This window comes from Streptomyces sp. NBC_01520 (genome assembly GCF_045040375.1).
Taxonomy (GTDB): domain Bacteria; phylum Actinomycetota; class Actinomycetes; order Streptomycetales; family Streptomycetaceae; genus Streptomyces.
Window position 1 is genome coordinate 7,185,246 of record NZ_CP109404.1, and the last position, 21,645, is coordinate 7,206,890.

Consider the following 21,645-nt stretch of genomic DNA (forward strand, 5'->3'; position numbering starts at 1 on the left):
GATCAGGTGTTTATCGCGACCGGGCACCGTGTGGCCATGCAGACCAACACGATGACCGACGACGCGCTCGCCTGGCAGGAGACAGCCTTGTGTGCGCAGACCGGTCCGGAGTTCTTCTTCCCGGCACCGGGCAGTTCCACCCGCGAGGCCAAGCGGCTGTGCAACGCCTGCGAGGGCCGGGTGGCGTGCCTGGAGTACGCCCTCGCCCACGACGAGCGCTTCGGCGTCTGGGGCGGGCTCTCCGAGAAGGAGCGCGACCGGCTGCGCAGAGGCCGCCGCGAGGGCTGAACGGCCGTGTCCAGGGGAGCCGTCCGCTCACGGGATGCGGAACGTCTCGCCGTACACCTCCCACTCCAGCGGCGTGCTCAGCTCCAGATTTCCGTCGCGCAGGAACACCCGCTGGGCCGTGTCGATCCGGGTCGTGTCGCGCTGGACCGTGCGGGCCCTGATCGCCGCCCGGCTCTCGTCCAGGAACGCGCCGAGGTACGCCGTCTCGTCGCCACCCTCCGCCGCGGTGTCCGCCGACGCCATCGCGGCGTCGCGGATGCCGTAGAAGCCGTTCGCCTCGACCCCGGGCCCGTGCAGGACCATCGCGTCGTAGTAGACGAACTGCCCCAGGGTGCCGAGACCGTCCAGCTTCGCCAGCCGGACCGCGGGCTCGAAGTACAGCCTGTCGCGGGTCCGGTCCTGGGCCGTCCGGAACGCAGGGTCCTCGGCTGCCTCCTGCCACGCGGCGGTGAAGGCGGCGCCCAGGCCCTCGTGCGAGTCGGTACCGTCCACCGCGCGCAGCGCCGGGAGGAACGGGGCGAGCGGATTGTCCGGACGGTCCTCGGTGTAGGCCTCGACGAGCTGCAGCATGTCGTTCGTGCCGGAGCAGAAACCGACGATCCCGGCCGTGTAACCGTTGCCGTCGCCGAGGTCCTCGATCGCCCCGTACCGGCTGCGCCAGTCCAGTGTGGATGCGTCCGCGCTGGCCAGCAGCCGGGAGGCGATCTCCTTCAGCTCCGGGGCGGCCAGCCCGGGCGGCAGGGCGTCGATCTTCTCCGCGGTCCCGTCGTCCTCCGCCGCGGCCCCGGGGCGGGCCGAGCCCGCCCCGGTGGACCCGGCCGGCTGAGGGACGAGCTCGGGCGGCCCGGAGTCGCCCCTGCTGCTGAACAGGACCGATACGACGATGGCGATCGGCGCACCGAAAAGAACAAGACGCGTCACAGGTTTCACCCGGCACAGAGTACGTTCCGTGAACCCGTGGGAGGAGTTCGAGGAGTTCGCCCGTTCCGGGGCGGAATGCGCGGAGGTGGTGGCGCGCGATGGAGCGCGCGCCACCACCTCCGGACGGGTCAGGCGTTGGCGCGGGCCGCCATACGGGCCTTGCGGGCGGCGAGCTTCTCGTCGAACTTCGACGCCTCGGTGTCGAGCCCGTTCATGTACAGGCCGATCTCCTCCTGCGCCTTCAGACCCTCCGGGCCGAGGCCGTCGATGTCGAGGACCTTGAGGTAGCGCAGCACGGGCTGGATCACGTCGTCGTGGTGGATGCGCATGTTGTAGATCTCGCCGATCGCCATCTGTGCGGCGGCGCGCTCGAAGCCGGGCATGCCGTGGCCGGGCATCCGGAAGTTGACGACGACGTCGCGCACGGACTGCATCGTGAGGTCCGGGGCGAGCTCGAAGGCGGCACCGAGCAGGTTGCGGTAGAAGATCATGTGCAGGTTCTCGTCGGTCGCGATCCGGGCCAGCATGCGGTCGCAGACCGGGTCGCCCGACTGGTGGCCGGTGTTGCGGTGCGAGACGCGGGTCGCCAGCTCCTGGAAGGCGACGTACGCCACGGAGTGCAGCATGGAGTGGCGGTTGTCGGACTCGAAGCCCTCCGCCATGTGAGCCATGCGGAACTGCTCGAGCTTGTCCGGGTCCACGGCGCGCGAGGTGAGCAGGTAGTCGCGCATCACGATGCCGTGCCGGCCCTCCTCGGCGGTCCACCGGTGCACCCAGGTGCCCCAGGCGCCGTCGCGGCCGAAGAGGGAGGCGATCTCGTGGTGGTAGCTGGGGAGGTTGTCCTCGGTCAGCAGGTTCACGACGAGCGCGATCCGGCCGATGTCGGTGACCTTGGACTGGCTGGTCTCCCACGCTTCGCCGTCCTCGAAGATGCCGGGGAAATTCCGGCCGTCGGTGAACGGAACGTACTCGTGGGGCATCCAGTCCTTGGCGACCTTGAGATGGCGGTTGAGTTCCTTCTCCACCACCTCTTCCAGCGCGTACAGCAGCTGGGCGTCGGTCCACGCCTTCGAACTGCCGAGGTGGGGAGAGGTGATCGTCACGGGGGCTCCTGGGGACGGGAGAATTACCTACGGCTTCGTAGGTTACGTGACCGTAGGTTAAGGCGGCGGTAAGGGCATAGCCAAGCCCGGTCCTCGCAGTGCCCGATTACGTACCGCTATGTGCGCAGGTCGGGGCTGTGCGAGGCAGGACAATTCGGGCTCCCTCGGTCCGGACAGGTCAGGCCTCCTCTGTCCGGCGCTCCGTCGGTGGGGCAGCAGGCTCCGGTTGTTCCGGCAGGTCTCCGGGGGCGATGTCGTGGAGCCCGTCGGCGTCCAGCAGCAGCCATCGGGTGATGCCCAGCGACTCCAGGAACGGCACGTCGTGGCTCGCCACGACCAGCGCCCCCTCGAACGCCTCCAGCGCCTCGGTCAGCCGGTGCACACCGGACAGGTCGAGGCTGTTCGTCGGCTCGTCCAGCATCAGCAGCCGCGGGGCGGGATCGGCGAGCAGCAGTGCCGCCAGCGTGGCCCGAAAGCGCTCCCCGCCCGAGAGCGTCCCGGCGAGCTGGTCCGCCTTCGCCCCCTTGAACAGGAAGTGCGCCAGCTTCGCCCGGATCCGGTTGGCGGTGGCGTCCGGCGCGAACCGGGCCACGTTGTCCACCAGGGACAGCCCGTCGTCCAGCACGTCCAGGCGCTGCGGCAGGAAGCCGGCCGGCACCTGGAGGGCCGCCTCGCCGGAGACCGGCGCCAGCTCGCCGGCGATCGTGCGCAGCAGCGTCGTCTTCCCCGAGCCGTTGCGGCCGACCAGCGCGATCCGCTCCGGGCCCCGCAGGTCCCACTCGCCCCGCAGTGACGGCCCGTGGACCGGTTCGAGGTCGCGCAGGACCAGCACACCGCTGCCCGGGTACACCTGGGTGTGCGGCAGTTCGATGCGGATCTCGTCGTCGTCCCGCACGGCGTCGGCCGCGTCGTCGAGCCGCTCCTTTGCGTCCGCCAGCCGCTCGGTGTGCATGATGCGGTGCTTGCCCGCCGACTCCTGGGCGGACCGCTTGCGCTGGCCCATGACGGCCTTCGGCTCGCGCTTGGTGTCCCACATCTTCTGCCCGTACCGCCGGCGGCGGGCCAGCTTGACCTGTGCGTCGGCGAGTTCGCGCTTCTGGCGCCGCACATCTGCCTCCGCGACCCGGACCATGCGCTCCGCGGCCTGCTGCTCCACGGCGAGCGCCTCCTCGTACGCCGAGAGGCTGCCGCCGTACCAGGTGACCTCGCCCTGCCTGAGATCGGCGATACGGTCCACCCGGTCCAGCAGTTCCCGGTCGTGGCTGACGACGACCAGCACGCCGGTCCAGGCGTCCACGGCGTCGTACAGCCGCCTGCGGGCGTACAGGTCGAGGTTGTTGGTCGGCTCGTCCAGCAGCAGGACCGAGGGGCCGGCCAGCAGGAGCGCGGCCAGCCGCAGCAGCACGCACTCGCCGCCCGACATCTCGCCGACGGTGCGGTCCAGGGCGACACCGGTCAGGCCCAGCCGGTCCAGCGTGGCGCGGGCGCGCTCCTCGACGTCCCAGTCGTCCCCGACCGTCGCGAAGTGCTCCTGGCGGACGTCGCCCGCCTCGATGGCGTTCAGCGCGTCCCGCGTCCCGGATATGCCCAGCACCGCGTCGACCCGCAGTCCGGTGTCCAGGACGGCGTTCTGCGGGAGGTGACCGATGTCGCCGACCGTGGTGACCCGTCCGCCCGACGGGGTGAGTTCACCGGCGATCAGGCGCAAGAGGGTGGACTTCCCACACCCGTTGAGACCGATGAGACCGGTCCTGCCCGGCCCCACGGCCAGGTGGAATCCGTCGAAGACCTCACTGCCGTCCGGCCAGGCGAACGACAGGGAGGAACAGGTGATGTGTGTGGTGGTGGCAGGCACAGGTGTCTCCCGGCAGCGTCGGTGAATCTCGGGGAACGGCTCGGACATCGGGGGGTCGCACAGGCGCGCGGAAAGCCACGCGGCGTGGTGTGCGGACACCTCAGATGTGGAGCAACGTCCTTCTCCGATCCGACGACAACAGGACACCGGTCACGTTACGAGGAGGGCCTCGCGGCCCGCAACCGAATTCCGGTCGTGCCCCGTCAGCCGGACCCGCCCAGCAGATCGGTGAGATCGCGGTCCAGGTCCAGGAAACGGTGCTCGTCGCCCACCGGCACGAGCTCGTGGGCCCGCTTCAGGAAGCGGCGCAGCTCGGCCGTCCGGACGTGCACCATGGCGATGCCCTCGACCGCGTGGAACTCCAGCACCGTGCGGTCGTACCCGAAGGGCCGCACGCGGACGTCACCGACCCCGGCGGGTTCGTCGATCCCGGTCGTGAGCAGTTCACGGGAGAACTCCCAGGACACCTCGGTGCCTTCCAGGGTCGCCGGTGCCGGGAAGGCCATGCGGACGGCGAACGGGTCCCCGCGGTCGTAGTGCAGGGTGGCGGGCAGGGTTTCCATCCGCGGAGCGGATGCGACCATGCGGGCCTGCACGGACTGCTCGATAACGCTGGACAAGACCTGCTCCCTCTCGCGTCGGATGAACGGTTCCCGGCATTGGAGTAGACGACGGAACGACTCGATCCGTGCACCGGCGGGTGGCGTGAGCTGCGTCACCGCTCGTCCTCCCCCTGATCGACTGCCCCGTTTCACCCGTCGCACCCTGGACGCGTGACCACCCGTCGGCTAGCTTCCAGCGCCATGAAGGCCATGGGGAAGACGAGACGACTGATGGCACTGGGGCTGTGCGGTGCGGCTGTGACCGCCGCGCTGGCCGCACCGTCGGCACAGGCCGCGCCGGACGAACGGCGGAATCCGGGCTGGGCACTCACCGACACGGGCACCGACGCGCGCTTCCGCGGCCTCGCCGCCGTCAGCCGTGACACCGCCTGGGTCGCCGGGTCCGGGGGCACGGTGCTGCGCACGGGTGACGGGGGACGGCACTGGCGTGACGTCTCGCCGGCCGGTGCGGGGGACCTGGAGTTCCGTGACATCGAGGCCTTCGACCGACGGCGGGCGGTGGCCCTGGCCATCGGTGAGGGCGAGGCGTCCCGGGTGCTGCGCACCGGGGACGGCGGCAGGACCTGGACCGAGTCCTTCCGCAACACCGACGCCCGGGCGTTCTACGACTGCCTGACCTTCTTCGACCACCGCCACGGACTGGCGATGAGTGACCCGGTCGACGGCAGGTTCCGCATCCTGTCGACCTCGGACGGCGGCCGGAACTGGCGGGTGCTGCCGGACGCCGGGATGCCCGCCGCCCAGCCCGGCGAGGCCGGCTTCGCGGCGAGCGGCCAGTGCCTGGTCGCCGCGGGCGCCAAGGACGTCTGGCTGGCCACCGGCGGCGCGGCCACCGCCCGTGTGCTGCACTCCCGCGACCGCGGCCTGAACTGGACCGAGGCGGCGTCGGGCATCCCGGCGGGGGACCCGGCGCGCGGAGTCTTCGGCCTGGCCTTCCGCGACCGTGGGCACGGCATCGCGGTCGGCGGCGACTACCGCGCCGGCCAGGCATCGCCCGACGCGGCGGCCGTCACCGGCGACGCCGGCGGCAGCTGGCACCGCTCCACCACCCCGCCCCCGGCCTACCGTTCCGGCGTCGCGTGGCTCCCGCACAGCAGGTCGGCGGCACTGGCGGTCGGCCCCACGGGCACCGATCTCACCCGGGACGGCGGGCGCACCTGGAGCACCGTGGACACCGGCTCGTACGACACGGTGGACTGCACGGCGGACGGCGGCTGCTGGGCGGCGGGGGAGAAGGGGAGGGTCGCGCGGCTGCGGTAGCCGGCCTAGCCGGGCAACTGCTGCCGGTACGGGGCCAGTGCCTCGGACGTCTTCGTCGCGAGGAACTCCGTGATCCGGTAGGCGCACACCCCGTGCACGGCGAAGGGGTCGTCCGCCGCGATCTCCTCGATCCGCGCGCGGTCGTCCCCGACGGCGATGATCACACCGCCGTCGCGCGGGTTCTTCCGCCCCGAGGCGATGAACACCCCTGCCGCGTACTGCCCGTCCAGCCAGGCGACATGATCCGCCATCAGCGCGTCCACGCGCTCGACCGGTGCGGTGTAGGTCAATTCGAGTACGAACATGACCGCCAGGCTACGGGACGGCGACCTCCCACCGGGCCCTCACCGTTCCTGGCGCCGAAGCCGTCCCGGGCCGGCGGACCCTGTTCCCACCAGAACGACCAGGAGGTCCGTCCCACCAGGACCGCTGCCCCTGCGGAGGGCGAGGCCCTCCGCCTCCGTGATCCGGGCCGGACTGCCTAGACTCACCGCATCATGACGACTTTCCGGATGCCCGCCGACGAGGCCGAAGCCCGCGCCGTCCAGGACGCGTTGCGTCCCCGGGTGGTGCTCGACGAGTCCGGGCCGCCGCCCGGTACCGGCCGGGTGACGGGGGTCGACGTCGCCTACGACGACGAACGGGACGTCGTCGTCGCGGCGGCCGTCGTCCTGGACGCGGCGACACTCGACGTGGTCGCCGAGTCCACCGCCCGGGGCCGGGTGACCTTCCCCTACGTCCCCGGGCTGCTCGCCTTCCGGGAGATCCCGACGGTGCTTGCCGCGCTGGAGGCACTGCCCGTCGACCCGGGGCTCGTCGTCTGCGACGGCTACGGGCGGGCGCATCCGCGCAGGTTCGGGCTCGCCAGCCATCTCGGTGTCCTCACCGGCCTGCCGGTCATCGGCGTCGCGAAGAACCCGTTCACCTTCCGGTACGAGCAACCGGGCCCCCTGCGCGGCGACTTCACCCCACTCCTGGACGGCGACGAGGAGGTGGGCCGGGCGCTGCGTACCCAGGACGGCACCAAGCCCGTCTTCGTCTCCGTCGGCCACCGCACCGGCCTGGACGACGCCTGCGCCCACACCCTCGCCCTGGCCCGTGGCTTCCGGCAGCCGGAGACCACGCGCAGGGCCGACGCGCTGTGCCGGGCGGCCCTGCGCGACGCGGTCGCCTGACCGCGGTGGTCCCGCCGTCGCATCCGCCGGCCGGAATTGTTGCCGACTGAGTACATGTACGGATGCTGCTCGTCGAACATCGAGGGCAGGCTGGTACTCATGATCGAACAGCGCGCACCCCAGATGAGCACCGGGACCGTACACCTCTCGCAGCGCGGCGTCGCCGTGGGCATGACGCTGGGCGTGGTCGCGGGAGTGGCCTGGACCGTGTCCATGGTCGTCACGCTGGCCGCCTGGATGCTCTGACCTCCGGAGCGCCCGCCTCCGGAGCCCTTGCCCCTGGAGCGCTCGCCCCTGGAGCGCCTGTCCCTGGAGCCCCCGCCTCCGGAGCCCTTGCCCCTGGAACGCCCGTCCCCGGAGCCCCCGGCTCAGCGCACCGCCACGACCCGGAAGCCCATTCCCGCCGCGGTCAGCCGTTCCAGCAGCGCGTCGCCCATCGCCACAGCCGTCGTGACCTGACCCGACGTCGCGGGCAGCTCGTCCAGCGCGAGCGAGAGTGCCGACTCGGCGAGCATCTTCGCCGTCTCGTCGTAGCCCGGGTCGCCGCCCGACACCTCGGTGAAGACCCGTCGGCCACCGCCGTCCCCGATGAAGCGCACCGTGAACCAGCTGCGCTTCCTGCGCTGCTCGTCGGGGCCCGCGCCCGGCTCGTAGCGCTCCATCAGCCAGCCGCGCACGGCCGGGATCTGCGCGGCTCCCGCCAGCGCGCCCATGGCCGCCGTCCCCCCGATCGCCACCGGCAGGTGCTTCACCGAGGCGAAGTGCCGGTAGCGGAAGTCGGGGCCGTAACGTTCCAGCGCCCGCGCCGAGCGCTCCACGACGCGCGGGTCCAGGGTGGGCAGCGGCAGGGCCCAGGTACCGGTCTCCCGGCTGAAGTGGGGCGAGCCCTGCGGGGCGCGGGCCCGGCGGCCCACCAGGCGGGGCTCGTGCAGCCGGCGTTCCTTCGCGGCCCGCACCATCTGCGGGCCACGGCCCATCGCGGTGAGCACCGAGGCGAACGTACCGCCGGAGAAGACCGCGTTGCTGCGGACGAAGCCGTCGACGGTCAGCGGCACGTCCTCGGGGAGCTGCCGCACCGTGAAGTAGACGCCGAGGTCATGGGGTACGGAGTCGAAGCCGCAGGCGTGCACGATCCGGGCCCCCGTCTCGCGGGCCCGGGTGTCGTGCGCCAGGAACATCCGGTCGACGAACTCCGCCTCGCCGGTGAGATCGGCGTAGTCCGTGCCCGCCTCGGCGCAGGCGGCGACCAGCTTCTCGCCGTACCAGACGTACGGTCCGACCGTGGACGCGACCACGTGCGCGGACTCGGCGAGCCCGCGCAGCGCGTCGGTGTCGTCCGCGTCGGCCGTCAGCAGCGGGAGGTCCGCGGCGCGGGGATCGATCGCGGTGAGGCGTTCGCGCAGCTTCTCCAGCCTGGTCCGGCTGCGGCCCGCCAGGGCCCAGCGGAAGCCGTCCGGTGCGTGGGCGGCCAGATACGCGGCGGTGAGTTCCCCCACGAAGCCGGTGGCACCGAAAAGGACGACGTCATAGGGGCGTTCTGCCCCGTTCTGCCTGTTCATGCGTTACCTCCGCAGGGGCCGGCGCCGATGTGGCAGGCAGAGGCTAGCGGAGGGGTTCGTGGCGTCGTGCGGCCGGGCGGGCTCAGTTGCGAGAGGATCGCGGGAGAAGGACTAAGCGCTTGCTCGGCCAAAAGGGTTGTGCGGAGCGCGGTCAGTTCTTAGCATCATTGATGTTACAGCAGTTGTGTCATACCTCTGGGGGCTTGATGGCAACGACAGGACTCGGCTCGCAGGGCCCGTTGGCCGGGGTGCGCGTCGTCGAACTGGCGGGCATCGGCCCCGGGCCGTTCGCCGCGATGCTCCTGGCCGACCTCGGCGCCGACGTGGTGCGCGTGGACCGGCCCGGCGGGGCGGGGCTCGGCATCGACCCCGCGTACGACCTCACCAACCGCAACAAGCGCTCGGTCCTCGTCGACCTCAAGGCCGACGGCGGGGCGGACACGGTGCTGGACCTCGTCGAGCGCGCCGACGTGCTGATCGAGGGCTACCGGCCGGGTGTCGCCGAACGCCTCGGCGTGGGGCCGGACGCCTGCCTGAAGCGCAACCCGCGGCTCGTCTACGGGCGGATGACCGGCTGGGGCCAGGACGGTCCGCTGGCCGAGCGGGCCGGACACGACATCGCCTACATCGCCCTCACCGGCACCCTCTCCATGATCGGCAGGCCCGGCGAGCCGCCCACGGTCCCCGCCAACCTGGTCGGCGACTACGCGGGCGGCTCGCTCTACCTCGTCGTCGGCGTGCTCGCCGCGCTCCAGCACGCCCGTACGCCCGGCGGCACCGGACAGGTCGTGGACGCGGCCATCGTCGACGGTGCCGCCCATCTCGCCACGATGATCCACGGGATGCTGGCGGCGGGCAGCTGGCAGGACCGGCGCGGCTCGAACCTCCTCGACGGCGGCTGCCCCTTCTACGGCACCTACGAGACGTCCGACGGCCTGCACATGGCGGTCGGCCCGCTCGAACAGCGGTTCTACGAGCAGTTCGTGACGCTGCTCGGCATCGCGGACGAGGTCCCCGACCGCAACGACCTCAGCCGCTGGGAGGAGCTGCGCACCGTCGTCGCCGGCCGCTTCCGGACCCGTACGCGCGCCGAGTGGACCGAGGTCTTCGAGGGGACGGACGCCTGCGTGGCCCCCGTCCTCTCGCTCCGTGAGGCACCCCACCACCCGCACCTCGCCGCCCGCTCCACCTTCGTGGAGCACGGCGGCCTCACCCAGCCCGCACCCGCACCCCGCTTCTCCGTGACGCCCGTCTCCGTGCGCGGCGGGCCTGCCCTGCCCGGGGCGGACACGCAGGACGTCGCGGCGGACTGGGACGTACCGGGCCTGTCGACCACCGGGAAGGAAACCACCGGCTGATGGAACTCTCCCTGCCGCTGAACTACGCGGGCGACCCGCGCGCCGCCTGCGACCAGGTCGCCGCGCTGGAGTCCGCCGGACTCGACGCCGTCTGGGTCGCCGAGGCCTACGGCTTCGACTCGCCCACCCTCATGGGCTACCTGGCCGCACGCACCGAACGCATGAAGATCGGCGCGGCGATCCTCAACGTGTACTCCCGCACCCCCGCCCTCATCGCCCAGACCGGTGCGGGGCTCGACGCGATCTCCGGCGGCCGGGCCCTGCTCGGCCTCGGCGCCTCCGGCCCGCAGGTCGTGGAGGGCTGGCACGGCAAGCCGTACGACAAACCGCTCGGCCGGACCCGCGAGACCGTCGAGCTCTGCCGGCGGATCTGGCGCCGCGAGGTCATCGACCACCACGGCATCACCGACATGCCGCTGCCGAAGGAGAAGGGCGGCCGGCTCGGCAAGCCGCTGAAGATCCTCACCCGGCCGGTGCGCGACACCATCCCCCTGTACATCGCCTCGCTCGGCCCCGCCAACGTGGCGCTGACCGCCGAGATCGCCGACGGCTGGCTGCCCACCCTCTACATCCCGGAGAAGGCCCAGCAGGTCTGGGGCGCGGCCCTGGCCGAAGGCGCGGCGAAGCGCGACCCGGCGCTCGGCCCGCTGCAGACCGTCGCGGGCGGCCCGCTCGCCATCGGCGACGACGCCGCGGCCCTCAGGGACCTCGCCCGCCCGCAGATCGCGCTGTACGTCGGCGGCATGGGCGCGCCCGGCAAGAACTTCTACAACGACCTCGCCGTCGCCTACGGGTACGAGAAGGAAGCAGCCACGATCCAGGAGCTCTACCTCTCGGGGAGGAAGAAGGAGGCCGAGGCCGCAGTCCCGGACGAATTCTGCGAACTCATGTCGCTCTGCGGACCCGAGGGGTACGTACGCGACCGCATCGACGCCTTCCGCGAGGCAGGCGTCACCATGCTCAACGTCACGCCCGTCGGCCCCGAGCCGGCCCGCCTGATCTCCACCGTCAAAACCATGCTCCAGGGGGCCTGAGTGCAGCGGCAGATCTTCTCCGAAGAACACGAAGCGTTCCGTGAGACCGTCCGCACCTTCCTTTCGAAGGAGGTCCTCCCGCACTACGAGCAGTGGGAGAAGGACGGCATCGTCTCGCGCGAGGCCTGGCTCGCGGCCGGCCGGCAGGGGCTGCTCGGCCTCGCCGTACCCGAGGAGTACGGCGGCGGTGGCAACGCCGACTTCCGCTACAGCGCAGTCCTCGCCGAGGAGTTCACCCGGGCCGGGGTCGCCGGGCTCGCAATCGGCCTCCACAACGACATCATCGGCCCCTACCTCACCGGACTCGGCACCGAGGAGCAGAAGCGGCGCTGGCTGCCAGGCTTCTGCAGCGGCGAGACCATCACCGCCATCGCCATGACCGAACCCGGCGCGGGCTCCGACCTCCAGGGCATCCGCACGGCCGCCGAGGACAAGGGCGACCACTGGCTGCTCAACGGCTCCAAGACCTTCATCTCCAACGGCATCCTCGCCGACCTGGTGATCGTCGTCGCCAGGACCTCACCGCAGGGCGGCGCGAAGGGCCTCTCGCTGCTCGTCGTCGAACGCGGCGCCGAGGGCTTCGAGCGCGGCCGCAACCTCGACAAGATCGGCCAGAAGTCCCAGGACACCGCAGAGCTGTTCTTCAACGACGTGCGCGTCCCCAAGGACAACCTCCTCGGCGAGCCCGACGGCGCCTTCATCCACCTCATGACCAACCTGGCCCAGGAACGGATGGGCATAGCGGTCGCCGGAATCGCCGCCGCCGAATACCTCCTGGAGATCACCACCACGTACGTCAAGGAGCGCGAAGCGTTCGGGCGCCCGCTCTCCAAGCTCCAGCACATCAGGTTCGAGATCGCCGAGATGGCCACCGAATGCGCCGTCACCCGGGCCTTCCTCGACCGGTGCATCGTCGACCACTCGGACGGGACGCTCGACGCCGTACACGCCTCGATGGCCAAGTGGTGGGCCACCGAACTGCAGAAACGCGTCGCCGACCGCTGCCTCCAACTGCACGGCGGATACGGCTACATGGCCGAGTACCGGGTCGCGAAGGCATTCACCGACGGCCGCATCCAGACCATCTACGGCGGCACGACCGAGATCATGAAGGAGATCATCGGCCGCTCGCTGCTCGGCTGACCCGGCCCCGCCACCCCTGTTGCGCAACCACCCTCGAAAGGCTGCTGTCTTGAGTACCGAAGCGTTCGTCTACGACGCGATCCGCACCCCGCGCGGTCGCGGCAAGGCCAATGGCGCCCTGCACGGAACCAAGCCGATCGACCTCGTCGTCGGCCTCATCCACGAGATCCAGGCCCGCTTCCCGGACCTCGACCCGGCCGCCATCGACGACATCGTCCTCGGCGTCGTCAGCCCGCTCGGCGACCAGGGCTCCGACATCGCCCGGATCGCCGCGATCGCGGCCGGACTCCCGGACTCCGTCGCCGGCGTGCAGGAGAACCGCTTCTGTGCCTCGGGCCTGGAAGCGGTCAACCTCGCCGCCGCGAAGGTCCGTTCGGGCTGGGAGGACCTCGTCCTGGCCGGTGGTGTCGAGTCGATGTCCCGGGTGCCGATGGGCTCCGACGGCGGAGCCTGGGCCATGGACCCGATGACCAGCTTCGAGACCGGCTTCGCCCCGCAGGGCATCGGCGCCGACCTCATCGCCACCATCGAGGGCTTCTCCCGCCGCGACGTCGACGAGTACGCCGCCCTGTCCCAGGAGCGCGCCGCCGCGGCCTGGAAGGACGAGCGCTTCGCCCGCTCCGTCGTGCCCGTCAGGGACCGCAACGGCCTGCTCGTCCTCGACCACGACGAGCACATGCGGCCCGGCACCACCGCGGACTCCCTCGCCTCCCTCAAGCCGTCCTTCGCGGCGGTCGGCGAGATGGGCGGCTTCGACGCCGTCGCCCTGCAGAAGTACCACTGGGTCGAGAAGATCGATCACGTCCACCACGCGGGCAACTCCTCCGGCATCGTGGACGGCGCCGCCCTCGTCGCCATCGGCTCGAAGGAGGTCGGCGAGCGCTACGGCCTCACCCCGCGCGCCCGGATCGTCTCCGCGGCCGTCTCCGGCTCCGAGCCCACCATCATGCTGACCGGCCCCGCACCGGCCACCCGCAAGGCGCTGGCCAAGGCCGGGCTCACCATCGACGACATCGACCTCGTCGAGATCAACGAGGCCTTCGCCGGCGTCGTCCTGCGCTTCGTCAAGGACATGGGGCTCTCCCTCGACAAGGTCAACGTCAACGGCGGTGCCATCGCGCTGGGCCACCCGCTCGGCGCCACCGGCGCGATGATCCTCGGCACGCTCGTCGACGAACTGGAGCGCCGCGACAAGCGCTACGGCCTCGTCACCCTCTGCGTCGGCGGCGGCATGGGCGTCGCCACCGTCGTCGAGCGTCTCTGACCCGTCCCCGGCCACCACTGCTTACGGAGAAGAACAACCATGACCGAGAGCACGACCATCCGCTGGGAACAGGACGAGACCGGCGTCGTCACCCTCGTACTCGACGACCCCAACCAGTCCGCCAACACGATGAACCAGGCCTTCCGGGACTCCATCGAGGCCGTCGCCGACCGGGCCGAGGCCGAGAAGGACTCCATCCGGGGCATCATCTACGCCTCCGCGAAGAAGACCTTCTTCGCGGGCGGCGACCTCAAGGACATGATCAGGATCGGCCCCGGGAACGCGCAGGCCGCGTTCGACGCCGGCACCGCGATCAAGCGGTCGCTGCGCCGCATCGAGACCCTCGGCAAGCCGGTCGTCGCCGCGATCAACGGTGCCGCGCTCGGCGGCGGTTACGAGATCGCCCTCTCCGCCCACCACCGCATCGCCCTGGACGCCCCCGGCTCCCGGATCGGCCTGCCCGAGGTCACCCTCGGCCTGCTGCCCGCGGGCGGCGGCGTCACCCGTACCGTACGGCTGATGGGCATCGCCGACGCGCTGCTCAAGGTCCTCCTCCAGGGCACCCAGTACACCCCGCGGCGTGCCCTGGAGAACGGCCTGGTCCACGAGGTCGCCGCCACCCCCGAGGAGATGCTCGACAAGGCCCGCGCCTTCATCGACGCCCACCCGGAGTCGCAGCAGCCCTGGGACGTCAAGGGCTACCGGATCCCCGGCGGCACCCCGTCCAACCCGAAGTTCGCCGCCAACCTGCCCGCCTTCCCGGCCAACCTGAAGAAGCAGCTCGCGGGCGCCCCCATGCCCGCGCCCCGCAACATCCTGGCCGCCGCCGTCGAGGGCTCGCAGGTCGACTTCGAGACCGCGCTGACCATCGAGGCGCGCTACTTCACCGAGCTGGTCACCGGCCAGGTCTCGAAGAACATGATCCAGGCGTTCTTCTTCGACCTCCAGGCCGTCAACTCCGGTGCCAGCCGCCCCAAGGGCGTCGAACCGCGTCAGGTCCGCAAGGTCGCCGTCCTCGGCGCCGGGATGATGGGCGCGGGCATCGCGTACTCCTGCGCCCGCGCCGGCATCGACGTCGTCCTCAAGGACGTCTCCACCGAGGCCGCCGCCAAGGGCAAGGCCTACAGCGAGAAGCTGCTCGCCAAGGCACTCTCCCGCGGCCGTACGACCGAGGCACAGCGCGACGAGCTGCTGGCCCGTATCACCCCGACCGGCGACCCGGCCGACCTCGCGGGCTGCGACGCCGTGATCGAGGCGGTCTTCGAGGACACCGCGCTCAAGCACAAGGTGTTCCAGGAGATCCAGGACGTCGTCGACCCCGACGCCCTGCTCTGTTCCAACACCTCGACGCTGCCCATCACCACCCTCGCCGAAGGGGTCACGCGCCCCGTCGACTTCATCGGGCTGCACTTCTTCTCACCCGTCGACAAGATGCCGCTCGTCGAGATCATCAAGGGCGAGAAGACCGGCGACGAGGCACTGGCCCGCGCCTTCGACCTGGTGCGCCGGATCAAGAAGACCCCGATCGTCGTCAACGACTCCCGCGGCTTCTTCACCTCGCGCGTCATCGGCCACTTCATCAACGAGGGCGTCGCGATGGTCGGCGAGGGCGTCGAGCCCGCGTCGGTCGAGCAGGCGGCGGCGCAGGCCGGATACCCGGCCAAGGTCCTCTCGCTGATGGACGAGCTCACGCTCACCCTGCCCCGCAAGATCCGCAACGAGACCCGGCGGGCCGTCGAGGAGGCCGGCGGCACCTGGACCACGCACCCCGCGGACGAGGTCATCGACCGGATGGTCGACGGGTTCGGGCGCCCCGGCCGCAGCGGGGGAGCGGGCTTCTACGAGTACGGCGAGGACGGCAAGCGGGGTGCGCTGTGGCCCGGGCTGCGTGAGCACTTCACGAAGCCCGGCACCGACGTGCCCTTCGAGGACATGCAGGAGCGGATGCTCTTCTCCGAGGCCCTGGACAGCGTCCGCTGCCTGGAGGAGAACGTCCTCATGACCGTCGCCGACGCCAACATCGGCTCCATCATGGGCATCGGCTTCCCGGCCTGGACCGGCGGCGTACTCCAGTACATCAACGGGTACGAGGGCGGCCTGCCCGGCTTCGTGGCGCGTGCCCGGCAGCTCGCCGAGCGCTACGGCGACCGCTTCCTGCCGCCCGCGCTGCTCCTGGAGAAGGCGGAGAAGGGCGAGACCTTCCACGACTGACCCGGCACGCCCCCGCGGGCCGCGTTCACTCCTTGGTGAACGCGGCCCGCAGCTCCTCCTTCAAGGACCGCTGGAAGGCCGTCAGCAGGGCCTGGAGCACCATCGGCTGCATATGGGCGGACAGCGACTTCATCGCTTTCACGTGTTCCGGGTCCGACTCCCGTTCCCGGTACGGACTCCACACCTCGTCCCGGAACAGCCGCGTCAGCTCGTGGGCGGCCGAACGTGTGTGCTCCAGCAGGACCGTGCGCGCCGCGAGGATCGTCTCGTGGGCGATCGGAACGTCCAGCAGTTCCACCCCGAGCCGCAGCAGCCCGGCATCGACCCGGCAGACGTCGTCGTCGGCGCCGGGGCGCTCCAGCACCCCCATCGCCGCGAGCCGGTCCACGTCCGAGGCCGTGAGGGCCCGGCCGGCACGCCGCTCCAGCTCCGCCCGCGTCATGTCCTCGGCGGAGTCCGGCGCCCAGGACGCCACCAGGGCCCGGTGGATCGCCAGATCGTGCGCGCTCAGGTCCGGCGGCAGCTGCTCCAGATACCGCTCGATCGCCGCGAGCGTCATGCCCTGATGCTGGAGTTCCTCGATCAGGGCGAGGCGCGAGAGATGGGCCGGACCGTAGTGCCCGACGCGGCGCGGCCCGATCACCGGGGGCGGCAGCAGACCCCTGGTGCTGTAGAAACGGACGGTGCGCACGGTGACTCCCGCGCGCGCAGCCAGTTCGTCGACGGTGAGCGTCGGTTCCTCGGTCCCGGTGGCCATGACTGCTCCTTGTCGCCGACTGCTCGGTCCTGCTGTGCCCATGCATCGATCAAGTGCAACAGTATTGCTGTCTCACCAGTGTTGTGAAAGTGAGTGTGCGGCACCATCGAAGCACAGCCCACCCCCGGTTCGGGCCATGAACGGCCCGGCCGGAACCGAAGCGCTTGCGGTGGACTGTCAGTGGTGGCCCGTACGGTGAGGGCATGTCGGGGATCACCTATGTACGGGGGGACGCCACCGCGCCGCAGGGCAAGGGCGTCAAGCTGATCGTGCACTGCTGCAACGATCTGGGCGGCTGGGGCAAGGGCTTCGTCCTGGCCCTCTCCCGCCGTTGGCCCGAGCCGGAGGCCGCGTACCGCCGCCGGCACCGGGAGTGCGCGGGCAACGACTTCGGCCTGGGCGCCGTCCAGTTCGTCCGGGCCGGGCCCTGCGTATGGGTGGCCAATCCGGTCGGGCAGCGTGGGACGCGCACCGGCAGCAAGGGCGTGCCGGTGCGCTACGAGGCGATCGACGCGGGGCTGGAGAAGGTCGCCGTGCGGGCCGCCGAGCTGGAGGCGTCGGTCCATATGCCGCGCATCGGCTGCGGGCTGGCCGACGGCACCTGGTCCAGGGTCGAACCCCTCATAGCCGGGCGGCTGGTGGACCGAGGCATCGCGGTGACGGTGTACGACCACGGACAGGTGCGAGCACGGGGTGTGGCAGGGGCTACAGCCCGTAGCTCCTGCCGATGATGTCCCGCTGGATCTCGCTGGTCCCGCCGTACACCGTCGACACGACCGCGGCCCGGAGATGGCGCTCCATGTCGTACTCGGTCGCGTAGCCGTAGCCGCCCATCATCTGCATGCCCTCCAGCGCGGCGAGCTTCGCCGTCTCGGTTGCCTTGAGCTTCGCCATGGACGCCTCACGCGGGAACAGCCGCTCCGGCTCGGCGTCGCAGGCCGCCGCCACGTCGAAGACCAGCAGCCGCGCGCACTCGATCTCGGTCGCCAGGTCGGCCAGCCGGTGCCGCAGCGCCTGGAAGGAACCGACCGGGCGGCCGAACTGCTCGCGCCCCCGCACATAGGTGACGGTGTCCTCCAGGATCCGCTCCGCCAGACCCAGCATGTTCGCCGCGAGGAAGAGGCGTTCCGCGTCGAGCCCCGCCATCAGCTGGGTCCAGGCACGGTCCGCCGTGCCGACCACGGCGTCGGCCGGCAGCCGGACATCCGTGAAGTAGACGTCGTTGACCTCACGGCCGCCCATCGTCTCGATCGGCCGTATCCGGATACCCGGCGTCCCGGCCGGGACATGGAACATGGTCAGCCCGTCGTGCTTCGCTCCGCTCGCGTCCGTCCTGGCCACCAGCAGGATGTGCTCGGCCAGATGCGCGTTGGAGATCCACGTCTTGTGGCCGTTGACCAGCCAGCCGCCGTCCGGTGTGCGCCCGGCCCTGCACCGCAGCGCGCCCACGTCGGACCCGGCCTCCGGCTCCGACATCGCGATGGACAGCACCTGGCCGGCCACCGCACCACCGACCGCCGCCCGGCACTGGGCCTCGCTGCCGAAACGCTCGTACGCCTTCGCCGTGATCACCGACGTGATGAAGCCGCCCGCCGGTACGAGCCCCCGCGCCGTCTCCCGGAGGAAGAGACAGGCATCGGTCATCCCGCCGCCCGCACCCCCGTACGCCTCGGGCAGGCACACCCCGAGCCAGCCGAGCTCCGCCAGCCGGGCGTAGAGCGACGGTGCGTGCGGGCCGCCCGTCTCCGCGGCCAGCGCGTCGCGCTGCTCGCGCGCACCGCACTCGCGCCGGGCGAAATCGCGCAGGGCCGCGACGAACGCCCGCTGTTCGGCGGAGAGCGAGCGGGGGAGGTCATGGGTGACGGACAAGACGTGCCTCCTGAAAGGGAGAAAGTTACAAAGTGACGGACTGGGTATCTGTGTTCCGTGGTCGTTATGGTTGAGTGGTCACGGTGGAACGGGGAGGGCTCATGCCGGCACGGAGCACCAACGAGGCACTGCTGGCCGGCGCGCTGGCCGAGTCGCCGCCCTCGGACGCGCTGAGTGAGCAGATCCTCGACGCGGCACGCGAGCAGTTCATGACCTTCGGGCTGCGCCGCTCGACCGTCGACGACGTGGCCAAGCGGGCCAAGGTCTCGCGGGTGACGGTGTACCGGAGGATCGGCAACAAGGACAGCCTGGTCTCGGCCTGCCTCCTGCGCGAGTACCGCCGCTTCGTCATGGACGTCGACGGCGCCGTGGCCGCCCTGCCCACCATGGAGGACCGGCTCGTCGCCGGCTTCGTCGCCGTCCTCCAGCACATCCGTGAGCACCCCTTGGTGGGCGGACTGCTGAAGCTGGAGCCGGAGATCATGCTCCCCTTCCTCACCCTGGAGAGCGGCCCGGCCTTCCTCGCGATGCGGGAATACCTGGCCGACCGGCTGCGCCACGCCCAGCGCGCGGAGGGCCGGCCGGAGACGGATCCGACACCGGTCGCCGAGCTCATGGTGCGGATCACCGTCTCCTTCCTCCTCAATCCGGTGAGCTGTTTCGAACTCGACGACGACGAGCAGGTGCGTGCCTTCGCACGCCGCTATCTGGTGCCCCTGATCAGCACCGGGTGAACGCGTTCAGAACCGGGCGTGCAGCTTCCTGCCGAGCTCGACCGCCCGGGCGGCCCTGGCCCGAGGTGTCGCGAACGACGTCAGGTCCACCGCCGGTGCGAACCGCCGCACGGTGACGGAGTGCGGCGCCCCGAAGGCCCGCAGCCCCTCCTCGCCATGGATCCGCCCGTACCCCGACTCGCCCGCCCCGCCGAACGGGAGCGAGGGGATCGCGGCGAATCCGAGCACCGAATTCACCGACACCGCACCGGAGCCGAGGCGTTCGGCCACCGCGAGCCCGGCCGCCCGGGACCGGGTGAAGACCGCGGCGCCCAACGAGTACGCCGACGCGTCGGCCCGCTCGACGGCCTCGTCCATGTCACGTACCGGATTCACCACGACGACCGGACCGAAGGTCTCCTCCGTGACGGCCGGCGAGTCCTCGGGTACGCCGGTCAGCACCACCGGTCCCACCGTCCGGGTCTGCGAGGTGTCGGGGCCGCCGAGCACGGCCCGGCCGCCGTCCGCCAGGGCCTGCTCCACGTGGCGGCGCACCACGTCGAGCTGGGAGGGCAGGGTGAGCGGCCCGTACGCGTCGCCGGGAGCGAGCGCCCGCGCCCTGAGCACGATGCGCGCACACAGCTCCTCGTGCACGGACGCCACCGCGTACACCCGCTCCACACCGGCGCAGGTCTGACCGGCGTTCCCCATCGCCCCCCACACGATCGCGTCCGCCGCCGCGTCCAGATCCGCGTCCGCCGCCACCAGCACAGCGTCCTTGCCCCCGCACTCGGCGAGCAGCGGTGTGAGCGTGGCCGCGCAGGCCGCCGCGACCTTACGGGCGGTGCCGGGCGAGCCCGTGAAGGCGATCTTGTCCACGCCGGTCGGGCCGTCCGCCCCGGCCAGGGCGGCACCGGTGGAAGCCGGGCCGGTGACCGTCCGCAGCAGATCCGCGTGGTCCGGGACGGCCTCTGCGAAGCTCCGGGCGAGCAGGACCCCGACCCCGGGGGTGAGTTCGGACGGCTTGAAGACCACGGCGTTGCCCGCGGCGATGGCGTAGCCGATCGAACCCATCGGTGTGTAGAGCGGGTAGTTCCACGGCCCGATCACCCCGATCACCCCGAGCGGCCGGTAGACCAGCAGCGCCCGCTGATGGACCGACAGCAGACCGGAGGACACCCGGCGCCGGCCCAGCACCCGGCGGGCGTTGCGTGCGGCCCAGTCCAGATGGACCACCGCCAGCAGCACCTCGGCGCGGGCGTCGTGCGGCGGCTTCCCGGTCTCGGCCGCGATCACCTCGGCGAACTCGTCGGCCCGTCCGGCCATCGCGCGCTTCCACCGGAGCAGGGCCGCGCGCCGTTCCCGCGCCCCGAGTGCGGCCCAGCTCCGGCCGGCGTCCTTGGCCGTTGCCACCGCGGCGCGGATGTCCTCGATGCCGTGCACGGCACGGTCCGTCCCGGTCGTCATGACTTCTCCATAGGCAGAGGTTGCAGCGGACGGCCCTGGGCCCAGTGCGGACCGAGGTCGTCGAGCCGGTATCCGAAGGGGTAGCTGCGCGGCCGGGGCCGGGAAGGAAGCCAGCGCGGCCTGGCGGGCAGCAGCCGTACGCCGTGCGACCGGGCACGCACCATCCGCGTGGCCGTCGCCCGCATCCACGGTGGCTGCGCAGGGAAGCCCAGCGCACGCAGCAGCGGCTCGTCCAGCAGCGCGAGCGAGAGTCTGGCCACCAGCGGGCGCAGCGGGGCCGGGTACCAGGCCGCCATGACCCGGAAGGTGGCGTTGGCGACCCGGCGGTTCGCCGGGTCGTACGCGAACATCCGGTCCTCGTAGGAGTCGAGCAGTTCCTCGAACCCCTCGTAGGTGACGGGGGCGCCCTCGATGCCCATCATGAGGGCCATCCGCCGCCCCACCTCCGCCAGCGCCGAGGCCTCCTGCGCGCACAGGGGCCGCCACCCGAAGCGGTCGATCCAGCGTTTGGGGCCGACGACGGTCGTGGCCAGCACATAGAGGTAGTCCTCGTTCGGGATGCGGTACTTGGCGTGGATGCGGTTGAGATGCCGTGCGGCGGCGTGCGCCCGCTCGGAATCGAAGCCGTCGGCGGCCATCTCGTACCCGAACAGGACGGTGTCGTCGTAGCGCTTCTGACCGTTGCGCTCGAACTCCTGGGTGCGGTCGAGCAGTACGGAGATCCGCGGGACGCCGTAGTCGCGCAGGAAAGCGACGCTGATGCCCTGCCGATAGTCCCAGGGGAATTCGTACTGCGACATCAGCCGGAGTATCTCGGCGCAGTCGCGGGCGGGATCCATCCGGCGGATCTCGCTCAGTCGGCTGTAACGGCCCATGGCGGGCAACCTCCTCGGTGATGGAGCCGGTTCAGATGCGGGTGGAGCCGGTTCGGCTACGGGCGGTTCAGGTGCGGGGCGGTTCGGCTGGGGCGGTTCGGGTGTCCCGGACCGGGAAGGCGCGGTGCTCGCGGGCTCCGAGGGGCCGGGATCGGGAGCCGGAGCGGGCT

The 21,645-nt window shown here is 71.4% G+C and carries 21 protein-coding genes; 11 read left to right on the forward strand and 10 right to left on the reverse strand.

Going from position 1 to position 21,645, the window contains the following annotated elements:
• Window positions 1-36: 36 nt before the first annotated feature.
• Entirely contained in the window at window positions 37-288 is a 252-nt protein-coding gene (locus tag OG524_RS32420; RefSeq protein WP_405386932.1) for a WhiB family transcriptional regulator, read from the forward strand.
• Window positions 289-315: 27 nt separating this feature from the next.
• On the opposite strand, the gene OG524_RS32425 is transcribed toward OG524_RS32420, so the two are convergent.
• The 4 genes from OG524_RS32425 to OG524_RS32440 form a co-directional block, all read right to left on the reverse strand.
• Entirely contained in the window at window positions 316-1,209 is an 894-nt protein-coding gene (locus OG524_RS32425) for a chitosanase (protein WP_405812529.1), read from the reverse strand.
• A gap of 128 nt (window positions 1,210-1,337) precedes the next feature.
• Entirely contained in the window at window positions 1,338-2,312 is a 975-nt protein-coding gene (locus OG524_RS32430) for an acyl-ACP desaturase (protein WP_405386930.1), read from the reverse strand.
• A gap of 178 nt (window positions 2,313-2,490) precedes the next feature.
• Window positions 2,491-4,167 (reverse strand): ABC-F family ATP-binding cassette domain-containing protein, encoded by a 1,677-nt coding sequence (locus OG524_RS32435; protein WP_405386928.1) that lies wholly within the window; start codon window positions 4,165-4,167, stop codon window positions 2,491-2,493.
• A gap of 203 nt (window positions 4,168-4,370) precedes the next feature.
• Complete coding sequence (locus OG524_RS32440) at window positions 4,371-4,787, reverse strand: SsgA family sporulation/cell division regulator (protein ID WP_405386926.1); 417 nt, start codon at window positions 4,785-4,787, stop codon at window positions 4,371-4,373.
• Window positions 4,788-4,970: 183 nt separating this feature from the next.
• On the opposite strand from OG524_RS32440, the gene OG524_RS32445 reads away from it, so the two are divergent.
• Window positions 4,971-6,050 carry a WD40/YVTN/BNR-like repeat-containing protein gene (locus tag OG524_RS32445; protein ID WP_405812180.1) on the forward strand — a complete coding sequence of 360 codons (1,080 nt, stop codon included), beginning with the start codon at window positions 4,971-4,973 and terminating at the stop codon, window positions 6,048-6,050.
• A 5-nt stretch (window positions 6,051-6,055) separates the two neighbouring features.
• Here the strand turns inward: OG524_RS32445 and OG524_RS32450 are convergent, their stop codons facing one another.
• Window positions 6,056-6,355, reverse strand: coding sequence for a YciI family protein (locus OG524_RS32450; protein WP_405386924.1), 300 nt, complete (start codon window positions 6,353-6,355; stop codon window positions 6,056-6,058).
• A 192-nt stretch (window positions 6,356-6,547) separates the two neighbouring features.
• Between OG524_RS32450 and OG524_RS32455 the strand changes: the two genes are divergently transcribed.
• Both OG524_RS32455 and mmpA read left to right on the forward strand, forming a co-directional pair.
• Window positions 6,548-7,225, forward strand: a complete 678-nt coding sequence (locus tag OG524_RS32455) for an endonuclease V (RefSeq protein WP_405812181.1) — start codon at window positions 6,548-6,550, stop codon at window positions 7,223-7,225.
• Window positions 7,226-7,324: 99 nt separating this feature from the next.
• Window positions 7,325-7,471 carry a morphogenic membrane protein MmpA gene (gene mmpA / locus OG524_RS32460; protein WP_405386920.1) on the forward strand — a complete coding sequence of 49 codons (147 nt, stop codon included), beginning with the start codon at window positions 7,325-7,327 and terminating at the stop codon, window positions 7,469-7,471.
• Between the two features lie 122 nt (window positions 7,472-7,593).
• On the opposite strand, the gene OG524_RS32465 is transcribed toward mmpA, so the two are convergent.
• Complete coding sequence (locus OG524_RS32465; RefSeq protein WP_405812182.1) at window positions 7,594-8,784, reverse strand: saccharopine dehydrogenase family protein; 1,191 nt, start codon at window positions 8,782-8,784, stop codon at window positions 7,594-7,596.
• Window positions 8,785-8,990: 206 nt separating this feature from the next.
• Between OG524_RS32465 and OG524_RS32470 the strand changes: the two genes are divergently transcribed.
• Genes OG524_RS32470 through OG524_RS32490 form a run of 5 tightly spaced genes read left to right on the forward strand, consistent with a single transcriptional unit; the run spans window position 8,991 to window position 15,794 of the window.
• The gene (locus OG524_RS32470) at window positions 8,991-10,142 is read left to right on the forward strand and encodes a CaiB/BaiF CoA transferase family protein (RefSeq protein ID WP_405812183.1); all 1,152 of its coding nucleotides are present in this window, start codon (window positions 8,991-8,993) and stop codon (window positions 10,140-10,142) included.
• The gene (locus OG524_RS32475; protein WP_405812184.1) at window positions 10,142-11,176 is read left to right on the forward strand and encodes an LLM class F420-dependent oxidoreductase; all 1,035 of its coding nucleotides are present in this window, start codon (window positions 10,142-10,144) and stop codon (window positions 11,174-11,176) included. Before OG524_RS32470 ends, OG524_RS32475 begins: the two co-directional genes overlap by 1 nt.
• Window positions 11,177-12,319 carry an acyl-CoA dehydrogenase family protein gene (locus tag OG524_RS32480; RefSeq protein ID WP_405386912.1) on the forward strand — a complete coding sequence of 381 codons (1,143 nt, stop codon included), beginning with the start codon at window positions 11,177-11,179 and terminating at the stop codon, window positions 12,317-12,319.
• A gap of 49 nt (window positions 12,320-12,368) precedes the next feature.
• The gene (locus OG524_RS32485) at window positions 12,369-13,583 is read left to right on the forward strand and encodes an acetyl-CoA C-acetyltransferase (RefSeq protein WP_405386911.1); all 1,215 of its coding nucleotides are present in this window, start codon (window positions 12,369-12,371) and stop codon (window positions 13,581-13,583) included.
• A 39-nt stretch (window positions 13,584-13,622) separates the two neighbouring features.
• On the forward strand, window positions 13,623-15,794 hold the full coding sequence (locus OG524_RS32490; RefSeq protein WP_405386910.1) for a 3-hydroxyacyl-CoA dehydrogenase NAD-binding domain-containing protein: 2,172 nt from the start codon (window positions 13,623-13,625) through the stop codon (window positions 15,792-15,794).
• Between the two features lie 25 nt (window positions 15,795-15,819).
• Here the strand turns inward: OG524_RS32490 and OG524_RS32495 are convergent, their stop codons facing one another.
• Window positions 15,820-16,551 (reverse strand): MerR family transcriptional regulator, encoded by a 732-nt coding sequence (locus OG524_RS32495; protein ID WP_405386908.1) that lies wholly within the window; start codon window positions 16,549-16,551, stop codon window positions 15,820-15,822.
• Between the two features lie 203 nt (window positions 16,552-16,754).
• On the opposite strand from OG524_RS32495, the gene OG524_RS32500 reads away from it, so the two are divergent.
• The gene (locus OG524_RS32500; RefSeq protein WP_405386906.1) at window positions 16,755-17,282 is read left to right on the forward strand and encodes a macro domain-containing protein; all 528 of its coding nucleotides are present in this window, start codon (window positions 16,755-16,757) and stop codon (window positions 17,280-17,282) included.
• Here OG524_RS32500 and OG524_RS32505 read toward each other — a convergent pair.
• Complete coding sequence (locus tag OG524_RS32505) at window positions 17,257-18,420, reverse strand: acyl-CoA dehydrogenase family protein (RefSeq protein WP_405386904.1); 1,164 nt, start codon at window positions 18,418-18,420, stop codon at window positions 17,257-17,259. The two genes, OG524_RS32500 and OG524_RS32505, sit on opposite strands and share 26 nt — an antisense overlap.
• 101 nt (window positions 18,421-18,521) lie before the next feature.
• On the opposite strand from OG524_RS32505, the gene OG524_RS32510 reads away from it, so the two are divergent.
• Entirely contained in the window at window positions 18,522-19,154 is a 633-nt protein-coding gene (locus OG524_RS32510) for a TetR/AcrR family transcriptional regulator (protein WP_405386902.1), read from the forward strand.
• A 6-nt stretch (window positions 19,155-19,160) separates the two neighbouring features.
• Here the strand turns inward: OG524_RS32510 and OG524_RS32515 are convergent, their stop codons facing one another.
• Both OG524_RS32515 and OG524_RS32520 read right to left on the reverse strand, forming a co-directional pair.
• The gene (locus OG524_RS32515; protein WP_405812185.1) at window positions 19,161-20,600 is read right to left on the reverse strand and encodes an aldehyde dehydrogenase family protein; all 1,440 of its coding nucleotides are present in this window, start codon (window positions 20,598-20,600) and stop codon (window positions 19,161-19,163) included.
• Window positions 20,597-21,475, reverse strand: a complete 879-nt coding sequence (locus OG524_RS32520; RefSeq protein ID WP_405386897.1) for an oxygenase MpaB family protein — start codon at window positions 21,473-21,475, stop codon at window positions 20,597-20,599. The genes OG524_RS32515 and OG524_RS32520 overlap by 4 nt, the downstream gene beginning before the upstream one ends.
• Between the last annotated feature and the right edge of the window lie 170 nt (window positions 21,476-21,645).

Bases quoted from the DNA above. Each gene is read 5' to 3' on its own strand.
- OG524_RS32465 (WP_405812182.1), bottom strand. From the start codon at position 8,784: ATGAACAGGCAGAACGGGGCAGAACGCCCCTATGACGTCGTCCTTTTC.
- OG524_RS32420 (WP_405386932.1), top strand. From the start codon at position 37: ATGCAGACCAACACGATGACCGACGACGCGCTCGCCTGGCAGGAGACA.
- OG524_RS32500 (WP_405386906.1), top strand. From the start codon at position 16,755: ATGTCGGGGATCACCTATGTACGGGGGGACGCCACCGCGCCGCAGGGC.
- OG524_RS32520 (WP_405386897.1), bottom strand. From the start codon at position 21,475: ATGGGCCGTTACAGCCGACTGAGCGAGATCCGCCGGATGGATCCCGCC.
- OG524_RS32495 (WP_405386908.1), bottom strand. From the start codon at position 16,551: ATGGCCACCGGGACCGAGGAACCGACGCTCACCGTCGACGAACTGGCT.
- OG524_RS32490 (WP_405386910.1), top strand. From the start codon at position 13,623: ATGACCGAGAGCACGACCATCCGCTGGGAACAGGACGAGACCGGCGTC.
- OG524_RS32445 (WP_405812180.1), top strand. From the start codon at position 4,971: ATGAAGGCCATGGGGAAGACGAGACGACTGATGGCACTGGGGCTGTGC.
- OG524_RS32475 (WP_405812184.1), top strand. From the start codon at position 10,142: ATGGAACTCTCCCTGCCGCTGAACTACGCGGGCGACCCGCGCGCCGCC.
- mmpA (WP_405386920.1), top strand. From the start codon at position 7,325: ATGATCGAACAGCGCGCACCCCAGATGAGCACCGGGACCGTACACCTC.
- OG524_RS32450 (WP_405386924.1), bottom strand. From the start codon at position 6,355: ATGTTCGTACTCGAATTGACCTACACCGCACCGGTCGAGCGCGTGGAC.
- OG524_RS32455 (WP_405812181.1), top strand. From the start codon at position 6,548: ATGACGACTTTCCGGATGCCCGCCGACGAGGCCGAAGCCCGCGCCGTC.
- OG524_RS32470 (WP_405812183.1), top strand. From the start codon at position 8,991: ATGGCAACGACAGGACTCGGCTCGCAGGGCCCGTTGGCCGGGGTGCGC.
- OG524_RS32510 (WP_405386902.1), top strand. From the start codon at position 18,522: ATGCCGGCACGGAGCACCAACGAGGCACTGCTGGCCGGCGCGCTGGCC.
- OG524_RS32515 (WP_405812185.1), bottom strand. From the start codon at position 20,600: ATGACGACCGGGACGGACCGTGCCGTGCACGGCATCGAGGACATCCGC.